The organism is Maridesulfovibrio frigidus DSM 17176, assembly GCF_000711735.1.
Classification (GTDB): Bacteria; Desulfobacterota; Desulfovibrionia; order Desulfovibrionales; family Desulfovibrionaceae; genus Maridesulfovibrio; species Maridesulfovibrio frigidus.
In genome coordinates, this window is the sequence record NZ_JONL01000014.1 from 1 (window position 1) to 25,965 (window position 25,965).

Annotated in this window: 27 protein-coding genes and 1 pseudogene; 20 read left to right on the top strand and 8 right to left on the bottom strand. The window is 40.3% G+C overall.

Annotation, left to right across the window (positions count from 1 at the left end; translation table 11 throughout):
- The 4 genes and pseudogenes from BR06_RS0118720 to BR06_RS0118735 form a co-directional block, all read right to left on the bottom strand.
- Nucleotides 1-659, bottom strand: a pseudogene (locus BR06_RS0118720) (hypothetical protein); the annotation flags it as partial.
- Nucleotides 660-668: 9 nt separating this feature from the next.
- Nucleotides 669-908, bottom strand: coding sequence for a helix-turn-helix transcriptional regulator (locus BR06_RS0118725; protein WP_031485813.1), 240 nt, complete (start codon nt 906-908; stop codon nt 669-671).
- 112 nt (nt 909-1,020) lie between these two features.
- Entirely contained in the window at nt 1,021-1,812 is a 792-nt protein-coding gene (locus BR06_RS0118730; RefSeq protein ID WP_031485815.1) for a hypothetical protein, read from the bottom strand.
- 58 nt (nt 1,813-1,870) lie between these two features.
- A complete protein-coding gene (locus BR06_RS0118735) occupies nt 1,871-4,096 on the bottom strand; it encodes a hypothetical protein (protein ID WP_156952751.1) in 2,226 nt (741 codons plus the stop codon).
- Between the two features lie 418 nt (nt 4,097-4,514).
- Here BR06_RS0118735 and BR06_RS0118745 point away from each other — a divergent pair, with 418 nt between their 5' ends.
- The gene (locus tag BR06_RS0118745; RefSeq protein ID WP_031485819.1) at nt 4,515-5,771 is read left to right on the top strand and encodes a tyrosine-type recombinase/integrase; all 1,257 of its coding nucleotides are present in this window, start codon (nt 4,515-4,517) and stop codon (nt 5,769-5,771) included.
- Between the two features lie 36 nt (nt 5,772-5,807).
- Here the strand turns inward: BR06_RS0118745 and BR06_RS0118750 are convergent, their stop codons facing one another.
- The gene (locus BR06_RS0118750) at nt 5,808-6,026 is read right to left on the bottom strand and encodes a hypothetical protein (protein ID WP_031485822.1); all 219 of its coding nucleotides are present in this window, start codon (nt 6,024-6,026) and stop codon (nt 5,808-5,810) included.
- Between the two features lie 171 nt (nt 6,027-6,197).
- Between BR06_RS0118750 and BR06_RS0118755 the strand changes: the two genes are divergently transcribed.
- From BR06_RS0118755 to BR06_RS0118765, 3 genes are read left to right on the top strand one after another with little or no spacing between them, the layout of a single operon-like run.
- Nucleotides 6,198-7,088, top strand: coding sequence for a DUF6694 family lipoprotein (locus BR06_RS0118755; protein WP_031485824.1), 891 nt, complete (start codon nt 6,198-6,200; stop codon nt 7,086-7,088).
- Nucleotides 7,089-7,126: 38 nt separating this feature from the next.
- On the top strand, nt 7,127-8,014 hold the full coding sequence (locus BR06_RS0118760; protein WP_031485826.1) for a HamA C-terminal domain-containing protein: 888 nt from the start codon (nt 7,127-7,129) through the stop codon (nt 8,012-8,014).
- Entirely contained in the window at nt 8,011-10,488 is a 2,478-nt protein-coding gene (locus BR06_RS0118765) for a DEAD/DEAH box helicase (protein WP_031485827.1), read from the top strand. Before BR06_RS0118760 ends, BR06_RS0118765 begins: the two co-directional genes overlap by 4 nt.
- Here the strand turns inward: BR06_RS0118765 and BR06_RS0118770 are convergent.
- Nucleotides 10,480-11,340, bottom strand: coding sequence for a hypothetical protein (locus tag BR06_RS0118770; protein ID WP_031485830.1), 861 nt, complete (start codon nt 11,338-11,340; stop codon nt 10,480-10,482). The two genes, BR06_RS0118765 and BR06_RS0118770, sit on opposite strands and share 9 nt — an antisense overlap.
- A gap of 302 nt (nt 11,341-11,642) precedes the next feature.
- Between BR06_RS0118770 and BR06_RS20015 the strand changes: the two genes are divergently transcribed.
- Nucleotides 11,643-14,342, top strand: coding sequence for a pentapeptide repeat-containing protein (locus BR06_RS20015; protein ID WP_031485832.1), 2,700 nt, complete (start codon nt 11,643-11,645; stop codon nt 14,340-14,342).
- 90 nt (nt 14,343-14,432) lie between these two features.
- Here BR06_RS20015 and BR06_RS20425 read toward each other — a convergent pair whose 3' ends face one another.
- On the bottom strand, nt 14,433-14,603 hold the full coding sequence (locus tag BR06_RS20425) for a hypothetical protein (protein ID WP_156952752.1): 171 nt from the start codon (nt 14,601-14,603) through the stop codon (nt 14,433-14,435).
- A gap of 507 nt (nt 14,604-15,110) precedes the next feature.
- Here BR06_RS20425 and BR06_RS0118790 point away from each other — a divergent pair.
- Complete coding sequence (locus tag BR06_RS0118790) at nt 15,111-15,308, top strand: hypothetical protein (protein ID WP_031485836.1); 198 nt, start codon at nt 15,111-15,113, stop codon at nt 15,306-15,308.
- On the opposite strand, the gene BR06_RS20430 is transcribed toward BR06_RS0118790, so the two are convergent.
- Entirely contained in the window at nt 15,271-15,537 is a 267-nt protein-coding gene (locus BR06_RS20430; RefSeq protein WP_156952753.1) for a hypothetical protein, read from the bottom strand. The genes BR06_RS0118790 and BR06_RS20430 overlap by 38 nt on opposite strands.
- 84 nt (nt 15,538-15,621) lie before the next feature.
- Between BR06_RS20430 and BR06_RS0118795 the strand changes: the two genes are divergently transcribed.
- The 14 genes from BR06_RS0118795 to BR06_RS0118860 all read left to right on the top strand — a co-directional run.
- Nucleotides 15,622-15,801 (top strand): hypothetical protein, encoded by a 180-nt coding sequence (locus tag BR06_RS0118795; RefSeq protein ID WP_031485837.1) that lies wholly within the window; start codon nt 15,622-15,624, stop codon nt 15,799-15,801.
- Nucleotides 15,794-16,150 (top strand): TraK family protein, encoded by a 357-nt coding sequence (locus BR06_RS0118800; protein WP_031485839.1) that lies wholly within the window; start codon nt 15,794-15,796, stop codon nt 16,148-16,150. The genes BR06_RS0118795 and BR06_RS0118800 overlap by 8 nt, the downstream gene beginning before the upstream one ends.
- A gap of 18 nt (nt 16,151-16,168) precedes the next feature.
- Entirely contained in the window at nt 16,169-16,888 is a 720-nt protein-coding gene (locus BR06_RS0118805; protein WP_031485841.1) for a nucleotide-binding protein, read from the top strand.
- A gap of 9 nt (nt 16,889-16,897) precedes the next feature.
- Complete coding sequence (locus BR06_RS0118810; protein ID WP_031485843.1) at nt 16,898-17,296, top strand: hypothetical protein; 399 nt, start codon at nt 16,898-16,900, stop codon at nt 17,294-17,296.
- Nucleotides 17,296-18,270: a P-type conjugative transfer ATPase TrbB gene (gene trbB, locus BR06_RS0118815; protein ID WP_031485845.1), complete on the top strand. Its 975-nt coding sequence runs from the start codon at nt 17,296-17,298 to the stop codon at nt 18,268-18,270. Before BR06_RS0118810 ends, trbB begins: the two co-directional genes overlap by 1 nt.
- Nucleotides 18,245-18,574 carry a TrbC/VirB2 family protein gene (locus BR06_RS0118820; RefSeq protein WP_235727761.1) on the top strand — a complete coding sequence of 110 codons (330 nt, stop codon included), beginning with the start codon at nt 18,245-18,247 and terminating at the stop codon, nt 18,572-18,574. Before trbB ends, BR06_RS0118820 begins: the two co-directional genes overlap by 26 nt.
- Nucleotides 18,571-18,846, top strand: a complete 276-nt coding sequence (trbD, locus tag BR06_RS0118825) for a conjugal transfer protein TrbD (RefSeq protein ID WP_031485850.1) — start codon at nt 18,571-18,573, stop codon at nt 18,844-18,846. Before BR06_RS0118820 ends, trbD begins: the two co-directional genes overlap by 4 nt.
- 12 nt (nt 18,847-18,858) lie before the next feature.
- Nucleotides 18,859-21,279, top strand: a complete 2,421-nt coding sequence (locus BR06_RS0118830; RefSeq protein WP_031485852.1) for a VirB4 family type IV secretion/conjugal transfer ATPase — start codon at nt 18,859-18,861, stop codon at nt 21,277-21,279.
- A complete protein-coding gene (locus BR06_RS20435; RefSeq protein ID WP_051677206.1) occupies nt 21,276-21,686 on the top strand; it encodes a helix-turn-helix domain-containing protein in 411 nt (136 codons plus the stop codon). Before BR06_RS0118830 ends, BR06_RS20435 begins: the two co-directional genes overlap by 4 nt.
- The gene (trbJ, locus tag BR06_RS20025) at nt 21,683-22,489 is read left to right on the top strand and encodes a P-type conjugative transfer protein TrbJ (RefSeq protein ID WP_051677207.1); all 807 of its coding nucleotides are present in this window, start codon (nt 21,683-21,685) and stop codon (nt 22,487-22,489) included. The genes BR06_RS20435 and trbJ overlap by 4 nt, the downstream gene beginning before the upstream one ends.
- A gap of 12 nt (nt 22,490-22,501) precedes the next feature.
- The gene (gene trbL / locus BR06_RS0118845) at nt 22,502-23,671 is read left to right on the top strand and encodes a P-type conjugative transfer protein TrbL (RefSeq protein ID WP_031485857.1); all 1,170 of its coding nucleotides are present in this window, start codon (nt 22,502-22,504) and stop codon (nt 23,669-23,671) included.
- A gap of 41 nt (nt 23,672-23,712) precedes the next feature.
- Nucleotides 23,713-24,372, top strand: a complete 660-nt coding sequence (locus tag BR06_RS0118850) for a type IV secretion system protein (RefSeq protein WP_034603217.1) — start codon at nt 23,713-23,715, stop codon at nt 24,370-24,372.
- A gap of 8 nt (nt 24,373-24,380) precedes the next feature.
- Nucleotides 24,381-25,364 carry a P-type conjugative transfer protein TrbG gene (gene trbG, locus BR06_RS0118855; protein ID WP_031485859.1) on the top strand — a complete coding sequence of 328 codons (984 nt, stop codon included), beginning with the start codon at nt 24,381-24,383 and terminating at the stop codon, nt 25,362-25,364.
- The coding region (locus tag BR06_RS0118860; RefSeq protein WP_031483929.1) for a hypothetical protein at nt 25,361-25,965 on the top strand (605 nt) is incomplete at its 3' end. The genes trbG and BR06_RS0118860, both read left to right, overlap by 4 nt.

A 25,965-nucleotide genomic window follows, 5' to 3' on the forward strand; every position in this document is an offset into this window, starting at 1 on the left:
TGCTGGATGAATGCTTCGGGGAAATGATTACAGCTAAAAGCTGCGACCGCTTTATATTTGCGATGATTCAATGCTATGGCATGAAATATTCCTTCCACAATAAATATTTTATCACCCGCATTGATGGGCATATCTGGCGGTGACCAGACATCCCCTTTATAAATAGAACCGTCAGCTTTTCGTTTTCCTCCAAAATTTGCTTTTTGTCCGTCTTTCGTAGTTTTACCTATGAGCCTTTCCCAATATCTAGTGCGATTTTTATCCAGATAAAATCGCACAGTGCTACAGAATTTATTTGTGTCAGGAAATAGGTAGGCTTTCTGCTCATACCATCCTTTGATGATGGACAGATCAAAGCCTCGATCCTTAGTCAGAAAGGCATCAGCGGTTCTGTTTGGATTTTGGTCTGTTGCAGGATATCTTTTTGAAAGACAGCCAAAAAGATCAGGATAAATGTTTTTGACGCTTTCTTCGAATCCGCAATGGTTGAGCCTGTTGCATTTCAACTGCCACGGCTTTTCTTTGGAGATGAACAGTTCTTTTTTACCACATTGCGGACAAATTCCTTTAATCAAATTGGCTGCGCTTTCTTGAAAGGCAAATTGCTCATCATTACACAGTCTATGGACTATTTTTGATGTGTTCGTTTCTTTATTCATTTAAGTCTCTTACCCCTGCAACCAGCTTTCTAGCCATGTGATAAGATCACCCCGGAGGTAAGCAACTCTCCGACCGCTCTTTATACTTTTAGGTCCACGTCCCTGAGAATCAAGGTTCGCAAGATACCCGCTAGAAATAAGGCCACCAAGGTAAAGCTGAACATCCTTGCGGGCAATGATAGGGGGAAGAGTTTCGTGCAGAATTTTGAGATCTGCACCAGAAGAGTCGTTGGATTTTTTAGTTGGCATGCGTGTTAACCTCCGTACACCTGTTATGTTGTATGAAGATTAGCACCGAGAGGGTAGCCGTGCGGAAAAGTGGGAGAGTTTTTTATCCTACGTTAATGGCCGTTAATCAATGCTATTCGCTGCTTATGGGATTAATTGGGATATTCTTTTTGTATCTGGATAGGTAATTCTCAAATGTCTTGAAAACAATTTTATCTGCATTTCTATCGACAAAATAATCGTTCCATTCCTTCGGGGTCATGGGCAGCTCAGAATAAAAAAGAATGTCCGCATGGAAAACTACCTGATAGTCGTCAAAGCATATCGGTTTTTCGGGGGCAGATTGAGTTTTGATCATATTCCAGAAGCTGCGGGCAGAAGTCTTTTCACCCAATTTAAGATGATCACAAAGAAGAGCAAACCACTCTATATTTTCTTCAACGGCTTTTTTAGGACGAGCTTCATCAGTGCCGTATTTTTCTCGAGGGTAAGTTTTGAAGGCCCAGTCATAAAAGCTGTCTACTTCTTCGCCCAGCATAAGGAGGGACAATCTTGAAATTCTTTTATTATCATCTAGCTCGTCTAGGAGATCATTAGAAATGGCTATAATTTTAAGTAACTGCTGGATTGGCTGATAAAAAGAGATTGCTTTAAGTACAGACGGAGCTGGCGAGATTACATGCCTTAAATCTATATCAGCAAGATTTGTATAAGCTACGACGGGGAAAGCTTTAAGCATTTGCTCAACAATCTTCATGGGAAAGAGGAAAAGACTTCCGTGTGCTCTGTCTTCAAGCAAGGAGAGAGACCGTTTGAAATGCTGTTTGTCACGTGAGAAGGATCTTACGTGATTTAGCATGTCTTCTGCGTATATGGTTAGGTGGGTTGGTCTTTTATGCCAGTTGTTTTCTGCTTCGTTAGTCATAATATTCCCTGCGAACCCATAAAATACATTCTTAGTCGACAATAGACTGTGGACAGCCTTAACGCAAAATTTCAATCACTTCGTTCAGCAAAATGTTCTTCTTTTGTAAATCTACGTTTCTTAGTGTTATTTTAATTTCTGAGTCCGAGTAACTATAGTTATCCGATGATGAAATTTCTCCTGCTAAATCACGAATAACTGATTCTAGAATGTTTTGAGGAAATATTTCGGCAAGTGATTCTATTTGATTTTTGGTTTTTTCAAAGAAAATGGGATTATCTACTATAAGAGAAAAAGCGCATATTCCAAGAATTCCTCTACCAGCAATTCCCCACCCAGTTTCAAATTGTCCAGCCTTCTTTGTCCAATTAAAAAGTACTTCTTGTAGTTTCTCAGATAGTTCTGGAATTTCTTCTTGCCATGCGTATTGGCAACAAGAAAAAATATTGCTGGTAACACTGTTGGTTTCAAGGTGTGAAAAGATGTCCCTGCTTTCCTCTGTGTAAATGAAAGTCCTAGATAGACCGACAATATGCTTATGAAGGCGGGGAACTAGTTCTTCTGGGCAGTGTGGTGATTTTGTTAGGGTTATAAGCCCCTTAATTATTGAAGTTGTCCACATTACTAAATCCGTACAAATTGGCAATTGGGAACTGGCTGCTTGATTGAATATTTTGACGTGGCTGTCTTGAATAGATTTTAACCATTCAATAATATTCAAAAAACAATGTTCATGGCTATCAACAAGCGTGCTTTCTTGTCTTGAAAGTTCTGCTGTTAATCCAAGGAATAAGCGCATGAAACCTTGGGTGTTTATAGGTGAATATAAGGAGCTCAAATAACTGCTGTGATTGCTTAAAAGCGGAGCATCTGGGATAGTGCTGAAAACAACACTAATGAGAGAATACGACTGAGAAGATATAGTTGAAAATAAGTACGAGGTACCTTCTTTGCAGTTGCAAAGTGCATTTAGAGTAAGTTTTGAAAGTTGTTCGCTAGCGATTTGAACTACAGGAAATGAGTCTGGCGAACTCATTCTTGTTAGAGATATTTTGCATATCGTTTCAGCAAATTGGGCCAAATCATTAGGTTGAGCTTGTAATGCATATTCTCTTGAAAGGTCTCCTATTTCTCTAAGTCCGTTCATTATAACATCATCCATGCAGAGTGGTACTATGTTCATTATCGCTCGTTCTAAGTATCCAAGGGCCAAATTGGCATGGCTTTTATTTGAACGCACTGAACTGTATTTAATAGCAAGAAAAATATTAGCAAGAGAATGCATGCAACTAAGTGCCTGTTCAATGTGTCTTTCGTCTTTGTTGTGCAGTCCAGTACTCGTATATTGTCTGATTAGCTCAAGGGAATGGCTAATGAAATTATCGTGACTGTATCCGGTTGGAATGAACGAATTGTTTGAAAAAAAAGTTGTTCCTTTTATTTTTACGTATTCACTATTAACTAATATGATGCAATTTAAAGCTTTCCCTGAGATCTCATATTCCCCTCTTGAGGCATACTTGTTAGCGAATGATATTGAATGCTTGCACGCTTCAACTGCTTGATTATGCCAGTATGGATTATTCTCGAAGTATGCTCTTCGGCTAAAGTCCATAGAGTTTTCGGCTAATAAATCTAGCTCATTATCTGAGTCTGTATGATAAAAAGGCCTAGCTCTTTCGCATCTCTTATCCCAAATTTGGAAGCTTTTTTGCGTCTCTTTTAAAAGTATTTCTAACTGGTTTGATGGGTCGATTAAACTCAAAGCACGCTTATAACCGCAAAGAAAGAGAACAAAAATTGAGATTGTTCCTATGGTTGAATTTGCTACGGCAAAAGCAGCCCACGAAGAGTCGGGGATCATCGATAGAGATACTATTGAGATTGCTAGTCCAATCGAGCCAGTGAGATAAAAAAGCAGTTTTTTGTCAGAGCTGAATTTATGAAAAAGACCGTGCGGAAGACGCTCTATGTTGACTTGCATAGCAAACATCATAAACGAGAACGCTATTGCAGAAGATCCCAGCAAGGCACAGCCTAGAGACAAAAAAAGCGATGTTAGAGGTTGAAAATTATTTGAGAAAAAATTGTTAGGGAGCAGTTCGAAGGACGGAAGAAAAGCAAAGGTGGAAATGTAAGTAATAGCAAGGGCTATTAAGAATGTTCTTGAAGAGTATTTATTTGTTGCTATAGCAGCGTGGTATTGAAGCCAATGCCATTTATTCCAAGCTTTAGCTTTCCATATTTTCGGTGATTCTTTTGTTTTTTGCTTTTCGTCTGTCATAATTACGATGGTTATAGTTTTTATGTAAGCGTCAAAGTTATAACAAGATGCGATAGCTAGCAATGACTTCAACTCATTTAGAACTTTATATTGGAAGAGTTATTCAGATAGCTGCTAGGATGATGGTCCAAGCCCTTCCCCTCGCCACACACCCAAAAAAAGTTGTACAGGAGTTGTACAAAACACCACGCACAAAAAAAGGGTTTACAGCCCTAAAGCTATAAACCCTTGATTTATCTGGTACCGGGAGAGAGAATTGAACTCTCATGGTATCACTACCGGCGGATTTTGAGTCCATTTACAAAGAGTTGTTTAGTGTCCCTTGGCGTCCCTAGACCGTGTATTTAAAGGGTTTAAAAATACACATTGTCCCCTGACGTCCCTTGAAAGCTGCGCAAAGTGGGAGTATGGTGGGATAATGAAAACGACAAAAGCAAAATGGACAAAAGTCAAAGGGGCTATAGGCCTCCGCTACTATGAATTCCCAGACCGTAAATATAAAGGAAAACTTGATCGATACTATAGTTGCCGCTGGTCGCGCGGAGGGCAAAAAACTGAAGAAGGAATTGGCTGGTCCTCTGAAGGCTGGAAAGTCTCCGAATTAGTCAGCATCCGCCACACATTACAACAGAATTACAAAAAAGGATCTGGGCCAACAACATTTACAGGACTCAAAGCCGAACATGAACGAAAACAGGCCGAATCAAAACTCCATGAAGAGCAAGAACAAGTCAAAGAAATAACTTTCCGAGAATTCTTTGAGCAATTCTATATTCCTTGGAAACGAGATCGCAAAAAACGAACAACATGGGCTGATGACGTAAAAAGGGCTAACAACCGTATCCACCCTTTTCTCGGAGAGCTCCCTTTGCCGGCCATTACTCCAGAGCTGCTACAAGAGTTTATGGACGAGTTATACGATGATGGCCTAGCTGACGCTACGGTTCTTCATCACATGGCCATCATTAGATCTGTTTTCAATCGTGCAGCGGCAACGGTAGTTGGTGATGTAGTCATCTTCCCAGGACAAACTCCTTTGGAGCACGTTGATCTACCCCACATTGGAAACAACAATCAGAGACAACGTTTTTTAACCAAAGAAGAAGCTAAGCTGATCATTTCTAGCACCATAGAAAAAAAAGAAAAAGCAACCATAGAAATTCGCCGAAAAAGCTGGCAGGACCTGCATGATGCCGTTGTATTATCGCTAAACACGGGCATGAGGATGGGCGAGATCCAGCGCGTGGAGTGGCACGATGTAAATTTTTATGGAAAATCTCTTACGGTACGCCTTATAAGTAGTGGCCAAAAACCGGGTGGAAATATTCCAATCAATTCTGCTGCACTTGAGATGCTTATGCGCAGAAAGAAAGAATCTAGCGATGCGTTGATTTTTCCTCCGGCAGCAGGAGGAAAAAAACGGGAAAACTTGTCACACAAGTTTAAAGACGTTGTGGACGAATTAGAACTGAATAAGCTGGCCACGGCCAAGAGCCAGAGAATTGTTTTTCATTCTTTACGCCATACCTTCGCATCCTGGCTTGCCATCGCTGGAGTGGACATCTACAGAATCAAAACTCTTATGAGACACAAGACCATCAATATGACAATGAGGTATGCACACCTCAGTCCAGATATGTCTCAAGGGGCGGTGGAGTTACTCACCATAAAATAACTCCACTTCCCAGTAAAAAATGAAATTTAATGCGGCCTAGCTTCCTTCCTGCTCAAGACGCTCATCTTCAACAGTTTTCTCACAACTGTGGCATTCATCACCGTGAGAAGCTTCATAGGAGACTTCATTTACAATAACAGAATCTTCTCCAGCCAACATAAGGCGTTCAAAACATTCATCACAGTAGGCAACTACCGGATATTGCTCATCAGTGTCATCTGATGCAAGGTTTCCACATATTTGTGCAGCTTTCATAAATACTCCATCACTAAATTGTTTTATTATTCCAAAACACAAAATAATAACCACACAAGAAAATGCAAGCACCAATTCATGTAAAAAACGAGAGACAGCAACTTGACTTATTGATCTAAGACACACACTTTGATATTAAGCAGTTGAAATTATAAGTACAGGAGAAGAGCAATGAATAAACGCATATTAGCAGCAATATTAACACTATCACTTTTCATTCTTGTTGGCTGGAGTAAAGCGGTCGTGGACACATCGTCAGAGCAGACGTTCCAAACTTCCATATCAACAATCATTAAAGACATAAGCCCTGAGGACAAAGAAAAACTCCGCCAGTCTTTCGCAGTGATTGCCACAGGAGGAGCTAAAACGAGCATAGACTCCGAAATGCGCATACAAGATATTTACGTTCTGGAAGACTGGTTCGGCCCTATTTTCATTCGACGCCTTTCAAGCATTAATGGATACACACCAAATCAAATTAATGCTCACGCCGATTCCGTTTTGAAAAGTTACAAACAGAATAAGCGACATAAAAAAATAGCGCGTCTTGAAAAGCGACTAAAAGAAAGCTCTTTGCAACTTTCCAAACTCCGAGCACAAAAGGAAGCACAGGATAAAGCAATAACGGCATTATCCCAACTTGAGGTGAGCAGCACTCACCAGATGACAGAACAGCTCAGTGTTACCGGCAAAAAAATGGGGTTAATTAATAAAGCTAAAGTCCATGTAACAATCAAAAACAATAGTGACAAAGAAATACACTCTTTGAAAGTAGGGATAGATTTCAACTCAAACGACAAGAAGATATCAACAGATGAAATCATAGCGTTTTCTCCAGCATTACAACCTAAAAAAACAACTACAGTTGATCTAGATGTAGACCTGTACTATGAATACTTAAAACTTTCTAACAACATCCAAGTCTCTACCACAGCCACGAAACTACAGACGTCAGAATCATATAAGCTTTCAGGAACACGTTTTTCGAATAGTGAAGGCGAATATGTTAACTATATTCAAAAAATAAAAGATCAAATTACTGACCTTAAAAAATCTTCATAGATGAATTAGCACCTAAAACACCTTAACAAGGTTGAACAATGGCAAAACTTAAAACTCAGCTAGAAAATTCGGCAGAAATTCGTGAGATTCTCCAAGAGGTCGACGTAAGCTGGAAGTGGGGAGATGACTCCGTTGATGCACGTCTAATTTATCTTCCTTGTGCTAACGGAGAATGTGATATTTCGCCGCTGTTTAAAATAATTGAAAGCTGTCTTCTGGCTAATTTTGTGTTTTCTCATGCTCAAATAGAAAAAAGACTAGCGATAAAAAGTCCGGAGGTTGCTGAGAATCTATTTAAAAATGCAGTAAAATTTTTAAGTAAAAAAACGGCCCACGGAGAACTTGGAGAGCTTATTTTGTTCACATTGCTTGATGTGTATTTAGAAGCTCCGAAGATTCTAAGCAAAGTCTCTCAAAAAAGCTCACGTAGGATGCCGGTTTTCGGCGCTGATGCTGTTCATGCACAGTATATTGATGGATCTCTCCGTTTATACCTTGGCGAATCAAAGCTTTATAAATCATTTAAGAGTGCGGCTACGAAGGCAACAACGTCCATTTCTAATGCTTTGGATAATTATGAACATGAGTTTAGTCTCATACAAACACATATCAACTTTCCAGATATAGATAATGATATTGAGGAAGAGCTCCTATCTTTTTTAAATCCATTCGATAATAGTAATGTTGTAGAAGATGTGGTCCATTCTCCATGTTTTATTGGCTTTTCAGATTTAACCTGTTTTGAAGATGATAAAACTTATATCGATAGTTACACAAAGAAAGCTTCAGAGTATATTGGAGATTTTTACTCAAAACTCACTGAGAAAGGGAAGCCATGTGGTAAAACAACACTGTTAATGCTTCCCTTCTCTTCAATAACAGATGTTGTGAATGGATTTGTTGACTATATGGGGATTGAAAAATGAGCTCATTTTATACAAAGCTCTCAAACAAAATTTTCAATAGCGCCGATTTCAGTGCGGCGTCAGGTATACTTTTCGGCGCGTATGTTAAAAAAACCGCAGACGAAGAATATTCGATTGAACGGGATGTTGTTAAGAACTTAACAACATCGTTACAATATTTTTACCAGTCTGATGATGAGCTGATGAAGAAAGAAGGTGCGGAACTTCTCTCTATGCTTTTATATGTCTGTGGCGATGAGACTCCAGAGCTTGTAGCAATTGCTGATCATGTTTTTAACGAAGCTGGGGACTTCCCCAATATAACGTTGCTGCAGAATAAATTTTCAAATATTAACTTCAAGGTCAGTGTGTTTGATGAAGCAAGAAGAGACCTTCGAAAAACTTTGAACACTGTGGATGAAATAGATCATCCTTTGACTGATTATCAACGTAGCTTATGGGAAGACCTTACTAATGGTGAAGATGTTATCACTTCTGCTCCAACGTCAACAGGAAAGACTCATGTTATATTGCAGTATTTGATAGATGAGGTCGCTAGTAGTCCTGGAGCATTTACTGCTATTGTTGTTCCTACTCGGGCACTTATTTCTGAGGTTGCAAGTAAGATTTACGATATTGTAAAAAGTATATCCTGTGAAAATGACATTGAAATATGTACCGTGCCAAAGGAAGGTGTTTTTAAAGACAAGACTTTCTTTGTGATGACTCAGGAAAGGCTTTTTGAAATACTTCAAACGGGTTTACTTTCATTTGATTACCTATTTGTTGATGAGGCACATAACATTTCCGACAAAAGTCGCGGCGTATTGTTGCACATGACATTGCAAAAATTACTTGAAGGAAGTAATCCACAGATAATAATAAGCATGCCCTCAAGTAAGTATTTGAATGCTTTCAATTCAGTGTTTGAAAATACTGAATTTTCTACAAAGACAACAAAACACTCGCCCGTAGCAAAGATTCTTATTAATACAAAACTGCAAGGTAGAAATATATTACTCTCACGAAGGAACGATGAATTTCCAGTGACTATTAAGAAAAACTATACTGGAGATAAGCTTTCGCAGATGGTCTATAGACTTGGTGTTGGGGAAAGTAACATTATCTATCGTAATAAAACAAATTACTGTGAAGATGTTGCGCGTGATATCGCAACCTTAATCATGGAAGAAAAAAATAGCCCTCGACTTGCCGAAGCAGCTGATTATGTAACTAGATTTTTACATCCAGAATTTTCGCTCGCAGACAACCTAAAGAAGGGAGTGGCCTTCCATTACGGACCTCTCCCCGGTGTTGTCAGACGAATGGTTGAAACTCTTGTTCGGGAGAAAGAGGTTGATTTTATTGTTTGTACTAGCACCTTAGCTGAAGGTGTAAATCTTCCGGCTAAAAACTTATTTTTGCAAAATCCTATTCAGCTGATTCCTTATAAAACTTCTGAAAGGATTGAGAATGTAAGACTGGATAATATCACAGGTAGAGCAGGCCGTATGCTTGAGCATTTTGCGGGTAACATTTTCTTGGTAGATCCTGAAGAATGGGCGTATAATGACTATTTTGATTCTGACGATGAAGAAGCTGATAAGATACCAACTTACTACCAAATTCTAAATGAAGATCTTGATGGAGTCATAAAAGCCCTTGATGGAGAGTATGATCATTCAGAAGATGATCAGTATACTTACTATACAATCGCAAATAAGCTGTTGCGAGAGCTTGAATCTGGCGCCATAACGACAACATTTTCTGCCAGAGAGCTTACGCTTCAAGACATAGAGAAGGACGCGTTACTTAGTAAAGTTCAAAGCGCATATGACAGCTTGCGGGTCGACTCGTTTACTTTAGAAGCCAATCCCACCGTTGGATACCTTCAACAAAATACATTGTATAACTTTCTCATAGAACAAGATGACTTATCTCAGTGGGCACTTCCTCACCCCAGATCTCAGTCGTTATATGCACAACTTGAAAAGATTTGTTCTGAGCTCAACCAATTTGGAATATTTCTTCCTAGCGCGAGTAGCGTTGCATTTGCTTGTGTTATCGCAAAAAAGTGGATTCAGGGAGATCCTCTGCGTTTGATTATTACAGAGCAAATAGCTCGCCATCAAGACAGAAAGTGTAATAAAAATGTCCGGGATGTGATCAAAACAATTAATACCGATATACGTTTCAAAATGGCTTCAGCTTTGCGCTGTTATCAACTCCTCCTTGCTAATGCTGCGAAATCTAAAGAAGTTGAGGTTGTAAGTGTTAAGCTGCATGCTTTTATTGAAGTCGGAGGGTGTGAAAAACGTCTTATCCAGTTGGTTAGCTTGGGATTATCCAGAGAGACAGCTGTAGAAGTCCATGGCCTTCTTGGAGATGGAATTGAAGTCTCTTCTTTTGAAGCTCTTCGTCAGTTATATGAGCAAGGCCAATTAGCAGAAATACACTCGATCACGAAGAAAGAGATCGAAAAAATGTTATTGTAAGATTTCGTATGATGTTAGTGCATTAAGGATAATGTCTTTCGCTAATTTTTCATCTATAAATTTCCCTCGAAGATTGATAAAGGAGCTATGGCTGAGGTATGCTGTGTTGAGGTTTAGCTGCCGCTTTTCGCCTTCTCTATCGACTCCTTTTACAATGAGGGTTGTGCAGCATTCATTGTCAGATAGATAGTCAACAGCATCAAGAAGAGCTTCTTGCGTAAACCCTTCTTCTCCAAAGTCAGAAATGGTGAGTTCTAATTTAGAGCTATTTGCCATAAATGGGGAGGCATTCAACCCTTTAAATATGCTGGGCAGTTCATCTCCTGATTCATTCAATGAAGAGGGGTCTACACTAAAGCGGACTTCAGTGAATTCAGTTAGGTCTTGGAGCTTTGCATATTCACGCTCTTTGGAAATAGGCTCAAGAATAATTACTGATGTTCTGTCTTTTTTAAAATGCTGTAGTATTGCATTTGCCACACTCCGAACACTAGCACTTGGGCCAGTGGTAAAACCTAAAATAATTTTACACTCAGGGACTACCAAATAGTAGTAGGGGTCACCAAGAATGCCCTGGTTTAATGGGATTGCTGAGATGGTTCCATCTGCCAGGGCTCTAGCTTGCCAGGTATTACGCTCTCTTACAACAGACAAAAAGTAAACTTTACGTCCTTTGTGGTCTAATTCGTCATGAATTTTGATGAGATGTTTTTTGTCTCTTATACTGAAAACCCGCACGGGCTTATCATTAATTTGATTAGCTTGGTGGATCGATATGAAGTCTTTAAAAAAGTCATTATTTGCACCGATTGAGAAAAATCGGACGGTTATTCTTTTTTTAATCTTACCCATGTTGTTACCGATCGCTTGGTTTATATGTTCGTATTAAAAACTAGAACTTCGGCTCAGGCTAAAAAGATTATATTTACGGGATGTTATAGATTAACTATATTAAACAATTTATGCCGCATTTGTCCAGAGCATCAAAGCAAAACCTATTTTTTTGTGTGCTGTAAACATCAACGCAGTTTCGTTTTAGAAATATGATTTAAGAGCTTATAAATAGCTCGTTGACGTTAACCTAGTATACATTTTATCACTATCCCATAACAATGGAAGATGATCAGATAATTTTTTGAGAGTATGGAGCATAGATGAAAGATCCTATAAAAAAACTTTTTGCGTTTGAACTTAAAGTTGATTTTAAAAAATTGCTTTTTGCCACTATAAAAAGTGCTTTGAGCGCGTCTTTCGGAAATCATGAGAATATGACGTATGCTGGGATAGAGATGCTAGACTCAATCAGTTTACTCAAACAAAATAAATCTTGGAAGGACGAAGCTAATTATTTGGTTGTAAGATCTTTACTCCAAACTATAGGGGACATTGTCAACAAGAACAACGACTTACCATCTAACCCTATACAGGGCGGCGAAAAGAATATCGAAAAAATATTATTAGAATTTTATGAAACACAATTTAATATTAAACCTGATTTTGTTGAGAATCCAGACCTAATAAATATTATTGTACCTGCTCAGAAGCTGTTACATGGTATTTTAGAGGAGATGGGGATAGCCTCATTAGATGCAAAAAATATTATAGAGAACCTCCCCTTTCAATTTGTATATAATATCCGGAATGAATGGGTAAAAAATGGAGAAAAATATAAATTTCTTAGAGAGTCTTTGGCATGTCCATTTAATGACCTTATTCGTAAGGAAGAGCAGTGGAAGTCATACCTTGCTCGCTTGCAACTTCTTTTTACCGAAAGAGTATTCGATTCCTCCTTTGGACTAAATACAATCTATATCCCATTAAGAGGGAGTTATTTAGTAGATAGTGACGATTCTCTGAAGCAAGCCTGCGACATTTTAAAAAAGGTGGAAAACTGGTTAAAGCAAAAAGATAACCTACTTTTTATTAAAGGTGGACCAGGTTGTGGTAAATCATCTTTTGCGAAAAAACTTTGTAGTAAGCTTGCGACCTATGGAGAGAAAGTAATTTTTATTCAACTGCAAAAGTTCAACATTGATATTAATTTTGCGAGAGCAGTTGATGACTATCTGTATGAACATAGCGGGTTTGATAGAGACTCTGGAGCTTTAAAAGAGGCAACCTTGCTTGTCTTAGACGGACTTGATGAAATATCCGAATCAGGCCCACTTGGGTATAAAGCTGCTGAAAATTTTATGGGATATTTGACAAGATCTCAAAGCAACTATCAAAAGTTCAAAACAATTATCACAGGCAGAAATTTAGCTGTAGAAACAGTCGAAATGTGGGGCTCAGGGAAAATAGGTGTAATTACAGTTTTAGGATATTTAGTTAATCCAGATGAGCAACGCACATACAGTGAGGAGTCCGAAAAAATCATAAGTACTGACCAACGTCTCATGTGGTGGAATAGATATTGTAAAGTAAAAGGTATTGAGGATACTCGGCTTCCTAGTTTTTTTAAAATGAATTCCTTGCAGGAAATATCTGCTCAACCGTTGTTAAATTACCTTCTTGCTTTGGCTGTAGAGAATGGAATAGTCGTATCTAGGGATACCAATATAAATACTATTTATAAACATTTACTTGAACAAGTTTTTAATAAAAAGTTTTCAATAAGTAAATACCCAGGAAGGGGTGTAAAAAAAGAGGATTTCAATAAGCTTTTAAAGGAAATTGCCCTCTGCGCTTGGCAAGGAGGCGAAGTTAGAGTTACTACATGGGAAAAAATCAAAAGTCGTTGCAGCACAGAAAGTCAATTTGCTCCTTTAATGAAAAGTATTGAGCAACGTGGCGATAATCCATATGCAAAACTATTAGTATCTTTTTACTTTGGCTCTGCCGGGAAAGATTACAGTGGAAACAGAGCTTTTGAATTTACGCATAAAAGCTTTGGAGAATATTTAGCTGCTCGAAGAATAGTTGAGGAAGTTGAAAGGCTTTATCATGCTGGGGATTTATATAGTAACGAAGACTTCTTTAGAAAATGGGTGCGTATATTTGGATATGCTCCTATAGAAATGGATTTTTTGCAATTTATTCAGTGGGAAATTGGCCAGCATGATAAAAAAACGATTATAAGCTGGCAGCAAATGTTGATTGAAAAGATTAACTCATTACTTAAAAATAATTATTCTAAATCAATTTTTCAGGATTGCCGAACCTTTAAAGAAATGTGCATGTATGCTCGAAATGCCGAAGAGTCGCTGTTTGTCATTCTAAATATTTGTGCCGTTTGTACTGAAACAATTTCAAATATTAAATGGCCAACTAGAACTTCTTTTAGTGAGCTTATACACCGAATTCAAAGGCCAAAGGGTGAAGTAAAAGTAGAAACTCTTCTTAATTGTTTATCTTACTTAAATATTTCAGGACAAATGTTCCACCGTCTTGATTTATATAAAGCAAATCTTGCTTGGAGCTGCTTAAATAAAGTAATAGCATATAAATGTATTTTTTCAGGTGCGGATCTAAAGCATACTACTTTTTTAGAGGCAGATCTTAAAAATTCATATTTTGAAAAGACAGACTTGCAGTATGCAAACTTACGAAAAGCGTGCCTTATTGAGGCAAAACTAGAAGGAGCAGATTTAGCATGGTCAAATCTAGAAAAAACAGATCTTAGAAAGACTGATTGTTCATGGGTTAGGGCCCAAAAAGCAATCCTTACTGACGCAAACTTAGAAGAAGCCAATCTTTATGGGGCTAATTTCCAGGGGGCAACATTACACAGGGTTCACTTATCAAAAGCAAGAATGGGAAAAGTCAAATTTGAAAGAGCTTCTTTTCGAGGAACTGATCTAAACAATTGTAAAGAGCCTCAAAAATATAGCAAAGAAGACCTAACCAAGAACTAGAGTTAAAGAAAATCTCATTTGTACTTACGTCCCTAATTGTCATCAAACTAAATTTAAAAAAAAGTTTCTATTTCCACCTTCAGTTTCTTCCTATGGGGAGTAAGGATCTCTTCCCTTTTTCTTGTCTGGTCGCACCTTTTGCCCCCCCCACTTAGCTTCAAAACTGTATCCAGAAGGATAAGTCTCAGCTATTTTTGCATGAAAAATTTCCATTTCTTCGCCAGCGCGAACTTGATATTCGTAGAGACAATTTTTATTCATAATTCTTCCCAAGTTTACAATGCGACCTTATTATATTGCAAAACAAAAAAAGCGATCCCTCAATCTTGAACAAGATTGAGGGATCGCTCACTATAGCAAACTCACTTTCTCCATAATACCAAATCGTCGTATTCCATACTCGACTAACTCATCACATTTATAAAGCACTTTGCGACCACTAATAAATTTACGTCTCGGGCCCTTCATTTGACTATCATCATTTCGCAAGGTTTTCGGTGAGATCCAGCCACCAGTGAGATTACTTACCTCGTTTCTAGATATTATGGGCGGCAAAGCCTCAACGAGCATTGTCTTAAAATTTGTCTCTTGCTCATTTAGTGGACGCTCCCAATCAATAAAACCCGCCATACCCACTCCAGTTAGTTTCTTTCTAGCACTTTTTAAACAGCTAATTTATGCTAATTTAGCACAAAAGAAAAAACCGCACAAGAGATTATTCTACATATAGACAGTCTCCATCGTCAGCAGCGCCGAAAAGGAGCTCATATGCGAATTCAGATTACAACCATATACAAACTGGCTGCTACTATAATTTTTCTATCTGGGATTGTTGACGAAAGGATTGGATGCATCCTCTCTTTGATAGGAACAGAACTTCAAAAGACAGCTGAAGAACTTGATGACCAGCGAAAAGAAGAAATACAACCTACTTCATCTTCTCCTGAACTCGAAAGAAAAGACTAGCAACTTCAATACCAAGCACACGGGAAGCCTTAACAGCTTCAGCCACAGGAAAACTCTGAGGTTTACCTGTAGGGGACATTTCTCTCACCTTCCACCATTTTGACGGTGCTGTTGACGTATCCCCATACATCTTTTTTGCAAAATCAGTATGGCCAAACCCCTGAGATTGATACAAAGCCACAATCTCTAAGACCAAAGCTCGCTCAAATTCATATTCATAATTTCTCATCTACCTACCGTATACAAAACTAAATTAAAATCATTTGCTAAATTAGCATTGACACCATGTGCTAAATTAGCATAGATCGGTATTATGAAAATCAGCGACAAATACCTCATCGAGCGGCTTTTAAAAAAATTCGAAACCTACACCAAGGTAGCCGAGAAACTTGGTTATTCAGGATACCGACCTTTTCGAACAGCTCTGACTAAAGGGCTACCAGAAGCCAAGAGAGTAATGGGCATGATGCTGCTTGAGAAGGAAGATGTCTAAAAAAGACCGAGGTTATGCACGAGTAGAATACAGAGCAAACCTACGTGAAATAAATAACCTCATCCAAGCAGGATACACCAAGAAGGCTGTTTTCGATCAACTGAGCGGTGAAGGTAAAATCACCATGACTTACATACATTTCTGCCGTTTTGACCGTTCAGGACAGAGCCAAAGCAATAAGTCCTCACAACTAGGTGTACCTGCCTGTGGAACCGCTTCCGCAACTCAAGCATTCCCTATCAACAGTGCCGGAGGCGGTTCTAGCCAGGTCAATCCAAAAAACGACTCGGCATTTGTTCATAAAAAAGACGTTAGTGAAGAAGAGCTTCAGGAAGATTTAGTAGGTTAACTATAATAGGAGAAGACAATGGCGACTATCCACATGATTTTACAGGGCAAAGGCGGCGTAGGAAAAAGCCTGATTGCCAGCCTTATTACTCAGTACCTTTTGGAATCTGGAAAGGACGTCAGTTGCGTTGATACTGACCCGGTTAACGCGACCTTTGCAGGATACAAAAAATTCAATGTAACTGCATTGGACATTATGAACGGCAACGACATTGATCCCAGACGCTTTGACACTCTGGTTGAACTCATGCTGGCTCTTCCTGAAGACTCACAAATGGTCATTGATAATGGAGCCGCCACCTTCGTTCCCTTAGCTAGCTACCTTGCTGACAACAACGTATTTGAACTGCTCCGCGAAAGCGGCCATCAGGTAAATATCCACACGGTTGTTACCGGCGGCCAAGCCCTACCTGATACACTGAGTGGCTTAAACTCTCTACTGAAAGCTTTTGAAGTGCCTATCTACATATGGCTCAATGGATACTTTGGTCAGATCAACCTCAAGGGCAAAAGCTTTGAAGAATTCAAAGTTTATAAAGACAATATAGATCGACTTGCCGCATTGATCCACCTTCCCCAGAAAAAGAAAGAAACATTTGGTCGAGATCTGGAAGATCTACTGACGAATAAAATGACCTTTCAGCAAGCTCAAGAAAGCACTCTGCCTATAATGACAAGGCAGCGCCTGAGCATGATATGGACTGAAATCAAACAAGTCATCTCAGCCTGTGACATGTAGGGCCCATTCATGTCTAACAACGCCCCCCTCACCATCCAGAAAGTGCGCGAGCTTATCGCTGAAAAGCACAACATCCTACTTGATGAGAATGATCCTATTCTCATGCTTGTAACGGTGCATCGCGCCTTTCTGGATGAGTTTGAAGAAGTGATCAAAAACCACGACCAGAAGCTTTCTGAAGACATGAATGTTCATGTCTTAGCTTTTACAACAGAGGTTCGCAAAGCAACAAATACACTGTTGAGCAAAGGCGTTAAAACCAGTGTTGAAAACTGCCTAAGCGTTGTTAGCCAACACCAGCAAGAGATGACCTCTTTCCTTGTTTCAATAAGGAATATGGGGTTTCTAGCCGTGATCATGTTTGTGTTGTCTTTGATTGTGTCGGTTTCAACGATTGTCTGGGGTTAATGATGGAAGACCGCCTTGTAAACAACCTCCTCCATAATATGGGGACAATCATCGTTCAAGCCATGGGAGATGAAAAAGTGGTTGAAATCATGGCCAACCCTGACGGGAATTTATGGATTGAACGACTTGGTGAAGGGATGAAGATTGTAGGAAAAATAGAACCCGCTAAAGTTTCCATGATCATTTCTCTGGTTGCCAGCTCCCTAGATACAACTGTGACTGCGGAGAAGGCTATAGTTGAAGGAGAGCTTCCCAAGGCTAAGCCACTCAATGGGAGTAGATTTGAGGGCCTTTATCCTCCAGTTGTGGAAGCTCCATCATTTACCATTCGTAAAAAAGCCAGCCAGATTTTCTCACTTGAAGACTATGTTGAAAATGGAATTATGACTCTTAAGGTCATGGAATCAATAAAAAATGCTGTAAGCGACAAAAATAACATAGTCGTTGTGGGCGGTACAGGATCAGGAAAAACCACACTGGTTAATGGTATAATCAAATCTATTTCAACAATTTCTCCTTCCGACCGTATTGTCATCATTGAGGACACCGCAGAATTGCAAAGTCACTCGCGCAACACAATTTCCCTCCGATCTTCAGACCACATATCCATTAAGACATTGGTCCGGGCGACAATGAGACTTCGCCCGGACCGGATACTTGTTGGAGAAGTCAGAGGTGGGGAAGCCCTTGAACTGCTCAAGAGCTGGAACACGGGCCACCCGGGAGGAGTTGCAACCGTTCATGCAAACTCCGCTGCTGAAGGACTGCTGCGCATTGAAAATCTTATAGCAGAGGTTTCCACGTCTCCCATGCCGTATTTAATAGGCTCAACCATAGATTTCCTAATCTATATCCGCCGCACGGACGAAGGTAGAACAATTTCAGAAGTAGCGACTGTTTCTGGCTATGACGCCATTAAACAAAAATATGAATTGGAGTACATCCACAATGAAAAGCCTTTTTCCAATGAATAAAACGAACCTACTATGTTTGTTAACAATAGGGTTGATACTTGTTCCAGAAATGGCGTTTGCATCAAAAGCAATCGAAGAGTTTAGTACCCCTTTTGAGACAATTGTTGGCACCATTACAGGACCTGTTGGACGCTGGGTTTCTATTGCTGCGTTTGCGACTTCTGGGATTGCTTTCATATCGAAAAAAGAAAGCCTCGATGGAGGTTTCAAGATACTTTTGAACGTTGTTTTCGCCATCTCATGCATTGCATTCGCAGGAACCATTGTTAATAGCGTTTTCACTTTTCAAGGGGCGGTCCTGTGAGAAAGGTTCCTATTCACAGATCGCTTCATCGCCCATCACTCGTCATGGGAGCTGAGCGGGATCTTTTAATGTACTCAGCATTAATCTCCATGCTTGTTGGAATTGGAGGCTTAACGATCCTATCCGCTACTGCCGGATTCCTTTTTTGGCTGGTAACTGTGTTCATACTTAGACAATTGGCAAAAAAAGACCCCCAAATGTCCAAGATATGGAGAAGGCTTTATCACCAACAAGATTTTTACCCTGCCCGCTCAACAACTTTCCGTTCATAGGAACATGTAAGAATGATTAATCTCAAAGACTATCGAGACTCTGCAAAAGGACTTCCTGACTTACTGCCATATGCAGCAATGATTAGTAATGGAGTTCTGCTTTGCAAAAATGGATCTCTCATGGCTGGTTGGAAGTTCCGGTCGCAGGATACAGCCTCAAGTACTGAAGAGGAACTGGCGACAGTAAGCGGTAGAGTTAATAACGCGCTGAAAGCATTAGAATCAGGCTGGATGCTCCACGTTGAAGCTGTCCGCTCTCCTGCCACAAAATATCCACATGCCGGAACCAGTTTTTTCCCTGACTTTGTCACTCGAGCTATTGAGGATGAACGGAGAAAAATGTTTGAATCCGCAGGAACGTTCTATGCTACCGAAACCTTCCTAATAGTCACCTACAAACCTGAATTAATAGGACAAAAGCTTGACAATTTTGCATATGCAAACTTTTCAGAAAGCAATCTACTTGAAAAAACAGTGAATAAATTTCTAACGGTAATCCGAGAACTAGAAGATTCACTTTCGCTTTCTATGTACCTAAAAGGACTCACAGACTACACAGTTGAAGATGAGCATGGAAATTCAGAAATTCGCTCTGAACTACTGTCATTTCTTAATAAGTGCATTACGGGGAACGATCATTCCATCGTGCTTCCACGCACACCAATGTACTTAGATGCCCTGATTGGCAGTCAAGATCTGATTGGAGGATTACAGCCTCAAATCGGCGAGAAATATATAAAGGTTATCGCGCTAGACGGACTTCCACAGGAAAGCTGGCCATCAATGCTGAGTTGCTTTGAGGCACTGCCTATTGAGTACCGATTTTCAAGTCGCTTTATTTGCATGGATCAATATGAAGCTCTCGCGGAATTGGATAAATATAGAAAGACTTGGCAGCAACAGATTATAAAATTCTGGGATGGAATGTTCAATAATCCCAGTGCAAAGGAAAACATTGATGCGGTCAACATGACGGCAGACGCTGAAGGAGCAATAGCGGAAATTCAAGACGGGTTTGTTGGAGCAGGTTTTTATACCGCAAACATTATTATGTTTAGCGAAGATCTCCAAAAACTAGAAGATAACACTAGAGAATTACGCCGCATGATTCAAGGCCGTGGATTTTCGTGCCGTATTGAAACTATCAATACCCTTGAAGCATGGCTTGGCTCTCACCCTGGCAATTCCTTTTCAAACATACGCAGACCAATCATTAATACAATGAATCTGGCTGATCTGCTCCCATTGGCGACAATATGGGCAGGCAGAAAACATAACCCCTCTGACAAATTTCCACCGTCATCCCCTCCTCTAATGTACTGTGCGACTGATGGTTCAACACCTTTCCGAATGAACCTTCATGTGAGCGACATTGGCCACACATTGGTTTTTGGGCCGACGGGAGCGGGTAAATCAACTCTCCTGTCAATAATTGCTGCTCAATTTAGAAGATATCCCAAAGCAACAATTTTTGCCTTTGACAAAGGAAGATCCATGTTGCCCCTCTGCAAAGGAGCTGGAGGATCTCACTATGAAATTGCTGGCGAGGATTCAAAACTTGCCTTTGCGCCCCTTCAACACCTTGATTCAGATGCAGAACAAAGCTGGGCTGAAGCATGGATCGAAAATCTAGCTACTTTGCAAGGGCTTACTGTCCTCCCTGCCCATCGAAATGCGATCCACGTTGCTATGAACCTCATCAGGGAAAACCCTGAAAACTTAAGATCGTTAACAGACTTTTACCATGCCCTTCAGAACGATGAACTTCGGGATGCTATCAAACACTACACTAATCAAGGTTCAATGGGGATGCTACTTGATTCTGCTACTGATGACCTTGGAATATCCGACTTCATGGTGTTCGAAATTGAAGAACTCATGAATCTCGGGGACAAGAACCTTATTCCGGTTCTTCTTTATCTTTTCCATCGCATTGAAAGGGCTCTCACAGGGCAACCAGCTTTACTGATTCTTGATGAAGCATGGATAATGCTTGGTCACAAAGTTTTTAAGGAACAGATTCGGGAATGGCTCAAAGTTTTACGTAAAGCCAACTGTGCAGTTGTACTTGCTACGCAGTCTTTGTCTGATGCTGTCCGGTCTGGAATTCTTGATGTTCTTATGGAGTCATGCCCAACCAAAATTTTCCTGCCAAACCCTTCAGCAATTCAAGAAGCGCAATACAATATGTATCAAGGTTTAGGACTCAACTCTCGTCAGATACAGATCGTCGCATCTTCTACTCCCAAGAGAGATTACTACATAGTTTCCCCTGAAGGGCGCAGGCTGATTGAATTGGCCTTAGGTCCTGTGGCCTTATCTTTTGCTGCTTCTTCGGACAAGACCAGCCTTGCACGTATCAAAGAACTTTCAGCAAAACATGAAGACTGGCCTCAGATATGGCTAGATGAACGAAGAGGAGATTTCCGATGAAAAAAGACAGAACTGTTACGGACGATCAGTTAAGAGCTTTCCTCGAGTCTCTAACGCGATTCAAGGAAGGAGTTGGCCTTGGCCCGAACGCCACTCAGGTCCAAGTAGCCGACAAACTAGGCATTCGCCAATCTTCCATTTCAGACGCCAAAAGAAGAGCAAGCATGCCTTCGGAGTGGCTTCTTAAAGCTCTTGAAGTAAGTGGAATGAACCCGAAGTGGATACGCTCAGGAGAAGGAGCAAAGTTCTTGGTACCTTCTGATGATCCGGAATGCACTGTGGAAGAAAAGAAGCAGGATGTTAATGAAGTGCTCGAAGCTCTAAAAAAGCACTTCCCTACTGGGACTACGATTGAGGTAAACTACAAATTAACGTGCGTAGGAGCTGACAAGGAGATTACTAAATGAAATCGACAGTAATCCCCATTCTCATAGTTATCTATTTAGCAATAGCAACGCCATCGTCAGCGATGACAGTAACTTGCTTGAACTGTAGTGACAAAATCTTACAGATGCTTGAGCGAGTAACTAATATTGAAGGTCTTGCTACAATGTACAAAACTTATGCTGAAGAAATGATGCAGACTCAGCAACAAATCATGATGGTTCGGCAAAACATTCTAGAATATTCCAACATGGTAAAGAATACAATTCGCCTGCCATTTGCAATTAAAAATAGCGTTATCAGGGACTTCAAAAGGTTGGCTCAAATATCACAAGATCTAGTTACTACGGTAGGAGATCTTGAAGTTATGGATGGTGTCTATGATGCTTATTACCCAGACTTTGACTCTGCAAAAAAACTTACAGGGCTGCCAAATAAGGAATTTGGGTCTCAGTATAGGGAGTATTGGGCAAACTGGTCAAAGAGAGTTGATGACGCAACGAAAGCTACATTTAAAGTTTCAGGACAACAACTGAAGGACATTATTGATTCTGATGAATTCGACTCTCATATTGAAGAGCTACTGAGTTCTCCAGAAGGGCGGATGCAAGCGTTGGAAGCAGCAAACCAGCTTTCCAGCGTTCAAATACAAGAAGTTAGAAAGTTACGCGCTCTTTTTGCAACTCAGATCCAAAATCAAGCTTTGATTAACGAAAAAGATGAAAAGGATGATCAAGTGCTTCGGCACGATCAAGATAAGTTCTTTAAGCCTCAGTTCGGAGATTTACAAATGAAAGATGCAGGCCCTGAGCCTCTTGGGTTTTAGGGTTAACTAATCATGCAAATCACAAACAAAACTCTCTTCTTGTCATCAATTTTGACAATATTTTTTATATTGCTGATTGCCGTTACGGCCTCCGCACAGGAGGCACAACCCAATGGGCCGATTACAGGAATATTATCTCAAATAGCGGTACAATTTCACGCCAAAGCGAGTCAATGGTCCGAACGTTTGACCCACTACGCATTAAGCCTGTTTAAATTACTTCTGACCTTGGATGTTTGTTTTCTGGGAATTAAAAGCGCGCTCAAAAGAACACAACTTCAAGATGTAATAGCCGAGTTTATAATGCTTTTTCTTTACGCTGGAATAATGCTCCTAATCCTCACTCATTATACTGAGTGGACAAATATGATGATTAGAGGCCTATCCGGAGTCGGGGAAGAACTTGGAGCACCACCGGCAACAGCGGGAAGTGTCTTTATCGCAGGAATCCAAATATTTGATATCCTTCTTAATAGCATTAATTACAACGTAGCTAAGGCTATCGGCATTATACTTATTGCAATCGCGATATGCATAACTTTTTCTTTAATAGCCGCCCAAGTTATTGTCATTAAATGTGAAGGTTACATCATATTAAATGCGGGTATTATTCTGCTTGGTTTTGGCGGATCTAAAATCACTAAAGATTATGCCGTTAATTTTATCAAATATGCTTGTTCAGTCGCAATGAAACTTTTTTCTATTCAGCTTCTACTGTCTTTAAGCATCGAGTTTATTGCCTCTTTCCGCAACACAGAAGCCACTTTCTCGCAAACCCTAGTGATACTAGGGGCATCAATCATAATTCTCGTCCTAGCCATGACCATTCCTGACATTATTTCTGGCCTTATCAACGGTCCACTCACCACTTCTGGCGGCGCCCTTACTTCAGCGGTCACAGCTGTAAGCACTGGTACAAATACTGCCCTTCAAGGAGTGAAAGGCACTCTTGGTAGCGCGGCATCAGCAAAAGATGGAGTTGCTGCCGTGCGAGAAGCCAGCGGCTTTGCCGACACAGCTGGGATGACTGGTTTTGGCAAGCTTGGTCATATGGCTACCTCTGGAATTAACGCCATGAGAGATGGCCGTAGCCCAAGTGGTGCTGCCAAATTAGGTAGCAGCATAAAAGCACAACATGAAGTTTTCAAAATGGGAAAAGGCGGTGAGGGATCAGGTGAGTAAACAAATGAATTCAAATCAACACGCTACACATGGAGTTAACAATGCCTAAGGGAAACGATGCTCCATACCTTGCCGCCAAAGAAGAATGGTTTGAGCGGTATGGCAGCTATATAACAAGCCGCAACCACTGGAGAAATGCCACGCTGGGCCTTATCGTAATCTGCGTTCTTTGCCTAACTGCAAACGTCTTGCAAATATCGAAGAACAAAGTTGTGCCTTATGTGGTTGAGGTCGACAAGCTTGGTCACACTGTAGCGGTAAAACGAGCAGACAGTGTGGGCGATGTATCTGGCAGAATAATTCAGGCTGAAGTTGCAAACCTGATTGTAAACTGGCGCACAGTTACAGCTGACATTGGACTTCAAGAAAAGATGGTCACTAAGACATCTTCATTTGTCACCGGCGCAGCGCGCGGAACTGTCCGCTCCTGGTACGAAAGCAACAGCCCTTACGAGCGAGGCCGCAAGATTCTCGTTGAAGTTGATATTAAAGGAATCCCCCTTCCAGTCAGCTCTGAAAGCTGGCGCATTGCATGGCTCGAGACTATCCGAAACCATGGAGGTGTAGCCATGTCCAGCACTAAATATGAAGCGACACTTAAGGTTCGCATTTCTCCCCCAACAACAGACAGCCAAATTATCAGGAATCCTGTCGGTGTTTATATCACTGAATTGTCCTGGGCAAAACTTCTTGAACAATAGGAGCCATAATGAACCGAATTATTTTCATATCATTCTGCCTTGTTTTACTGACTTGTAGCTCTGTCTCGGCAGCACCAGAGGCAGAACCACAAGGATTAATGAACAAAGTTTTTGCACAACACAGTCCTACTCCTGTGAACAATGCAGGAGGGAATCGCAAAGAGCTAAAAGAAGTGGCAATTAACCAACCCGCGCCGGACTATATCAGCAAAACGACCGTTAGTCTGAACGCGAAAGAATGGAAAGCCTTAACACTTTCCAAAGAATGGATGAATAGAAAAATCAACCCGATAATGCTGAGCAACGGCAAAGTTGTTTATGTATTCGGAGCCACTCTGCCGACTATAATATGTACGCCGCTTATGGCTTCAGATCTAGAGCTTCAGCCCGGTGAAAACGTCAATGATGTCATTGTCGGTGATACAGCAAGATGGATTGTTGTTGTCGCTCAGTCAGGTGTGCCGGGACGCGAAAGCACTCACATTGTGATTAAACCTCTTGATGCAGGACTTGTCACAACAGCAGTTATCACCACTGACCGCAGAACTTACCATCTTAAGCTGATATCCCGCAGAAAGGGCTACACCCCGTATGTGGCGTTCATCTATCCAGAAGATCAGGAAAAAGTACTCAAAGCCAGTCTGAAAAAGAAACGGCGTAAAGACTCATGGGAAACAACTGAAATAGAAGGAGCCTCCACAGATCTATCCAAGCTTGATTTCAGCTACTCCATAACGGGAGATGATGCAGAGTGGAAGCCAATGCGAGTCTACAATGACGGAATTAGAACCTTCATTCAGCTCCCCAGAACATCCACACAAACTGAAATTCCTGTCCTGCTTGTTGAGAAAGCTGGCGAGGAAGCAATCGTTAATTACAGGGTCAAAGGCAACGCCATGATCGTGGATGAGATCTTTGAAAAAGCAATTCTAGTCGCCGGTACAGGCATGGATCAGGAAAAAGTTGAAATCAAAAGATTGGAGGACAAATGATAAACATCACTTTAAAAGATTCTTGGAAAATAAATGCAGGATTGTTAGAAATAATCCCTGCTGAAAATCTTATTTTTCAATACAAAAATGAACAAATAAAGACCTTCTTGGATGTCATAAAATCTTTGCCAGAAGACAAAAAAATCTTCGCTCAGCTTCCCGTTTTACTTAAGTATAAAGATCAACCAGAAGACGACATTCTGTCTCGAATCGTCATGAACAATTGCTTAACTGGTTTTTTTATACGTTTTTGTGCAACGGTAGCTCTTCCCTCTTCAATAAACGAGAACCATATATGGGATTCTGAATGGTTCTATTTTCCAGAATACAATTTAGATGAAATAGAAATAAATCTTCAAGCTTGGGTTGAAAGAAAGCGCAAAGATTTAGCGAATAGTTCGATATCCCATGGCATATTTTCAATTATCCATGCCCCAAGTGTCTTATCCACACCGGAGTGTATTGTAGATAAAACAAAATTTTATGATGCACTAAAAAACCTACCTGAGAATGCAACTGTATTTAAGCAAGTCCCTGACTTAGAAAAAATAAATAACGTTCAAGTAAAAAAGAATCTTCACGAGACAATAGAAGATGCGAA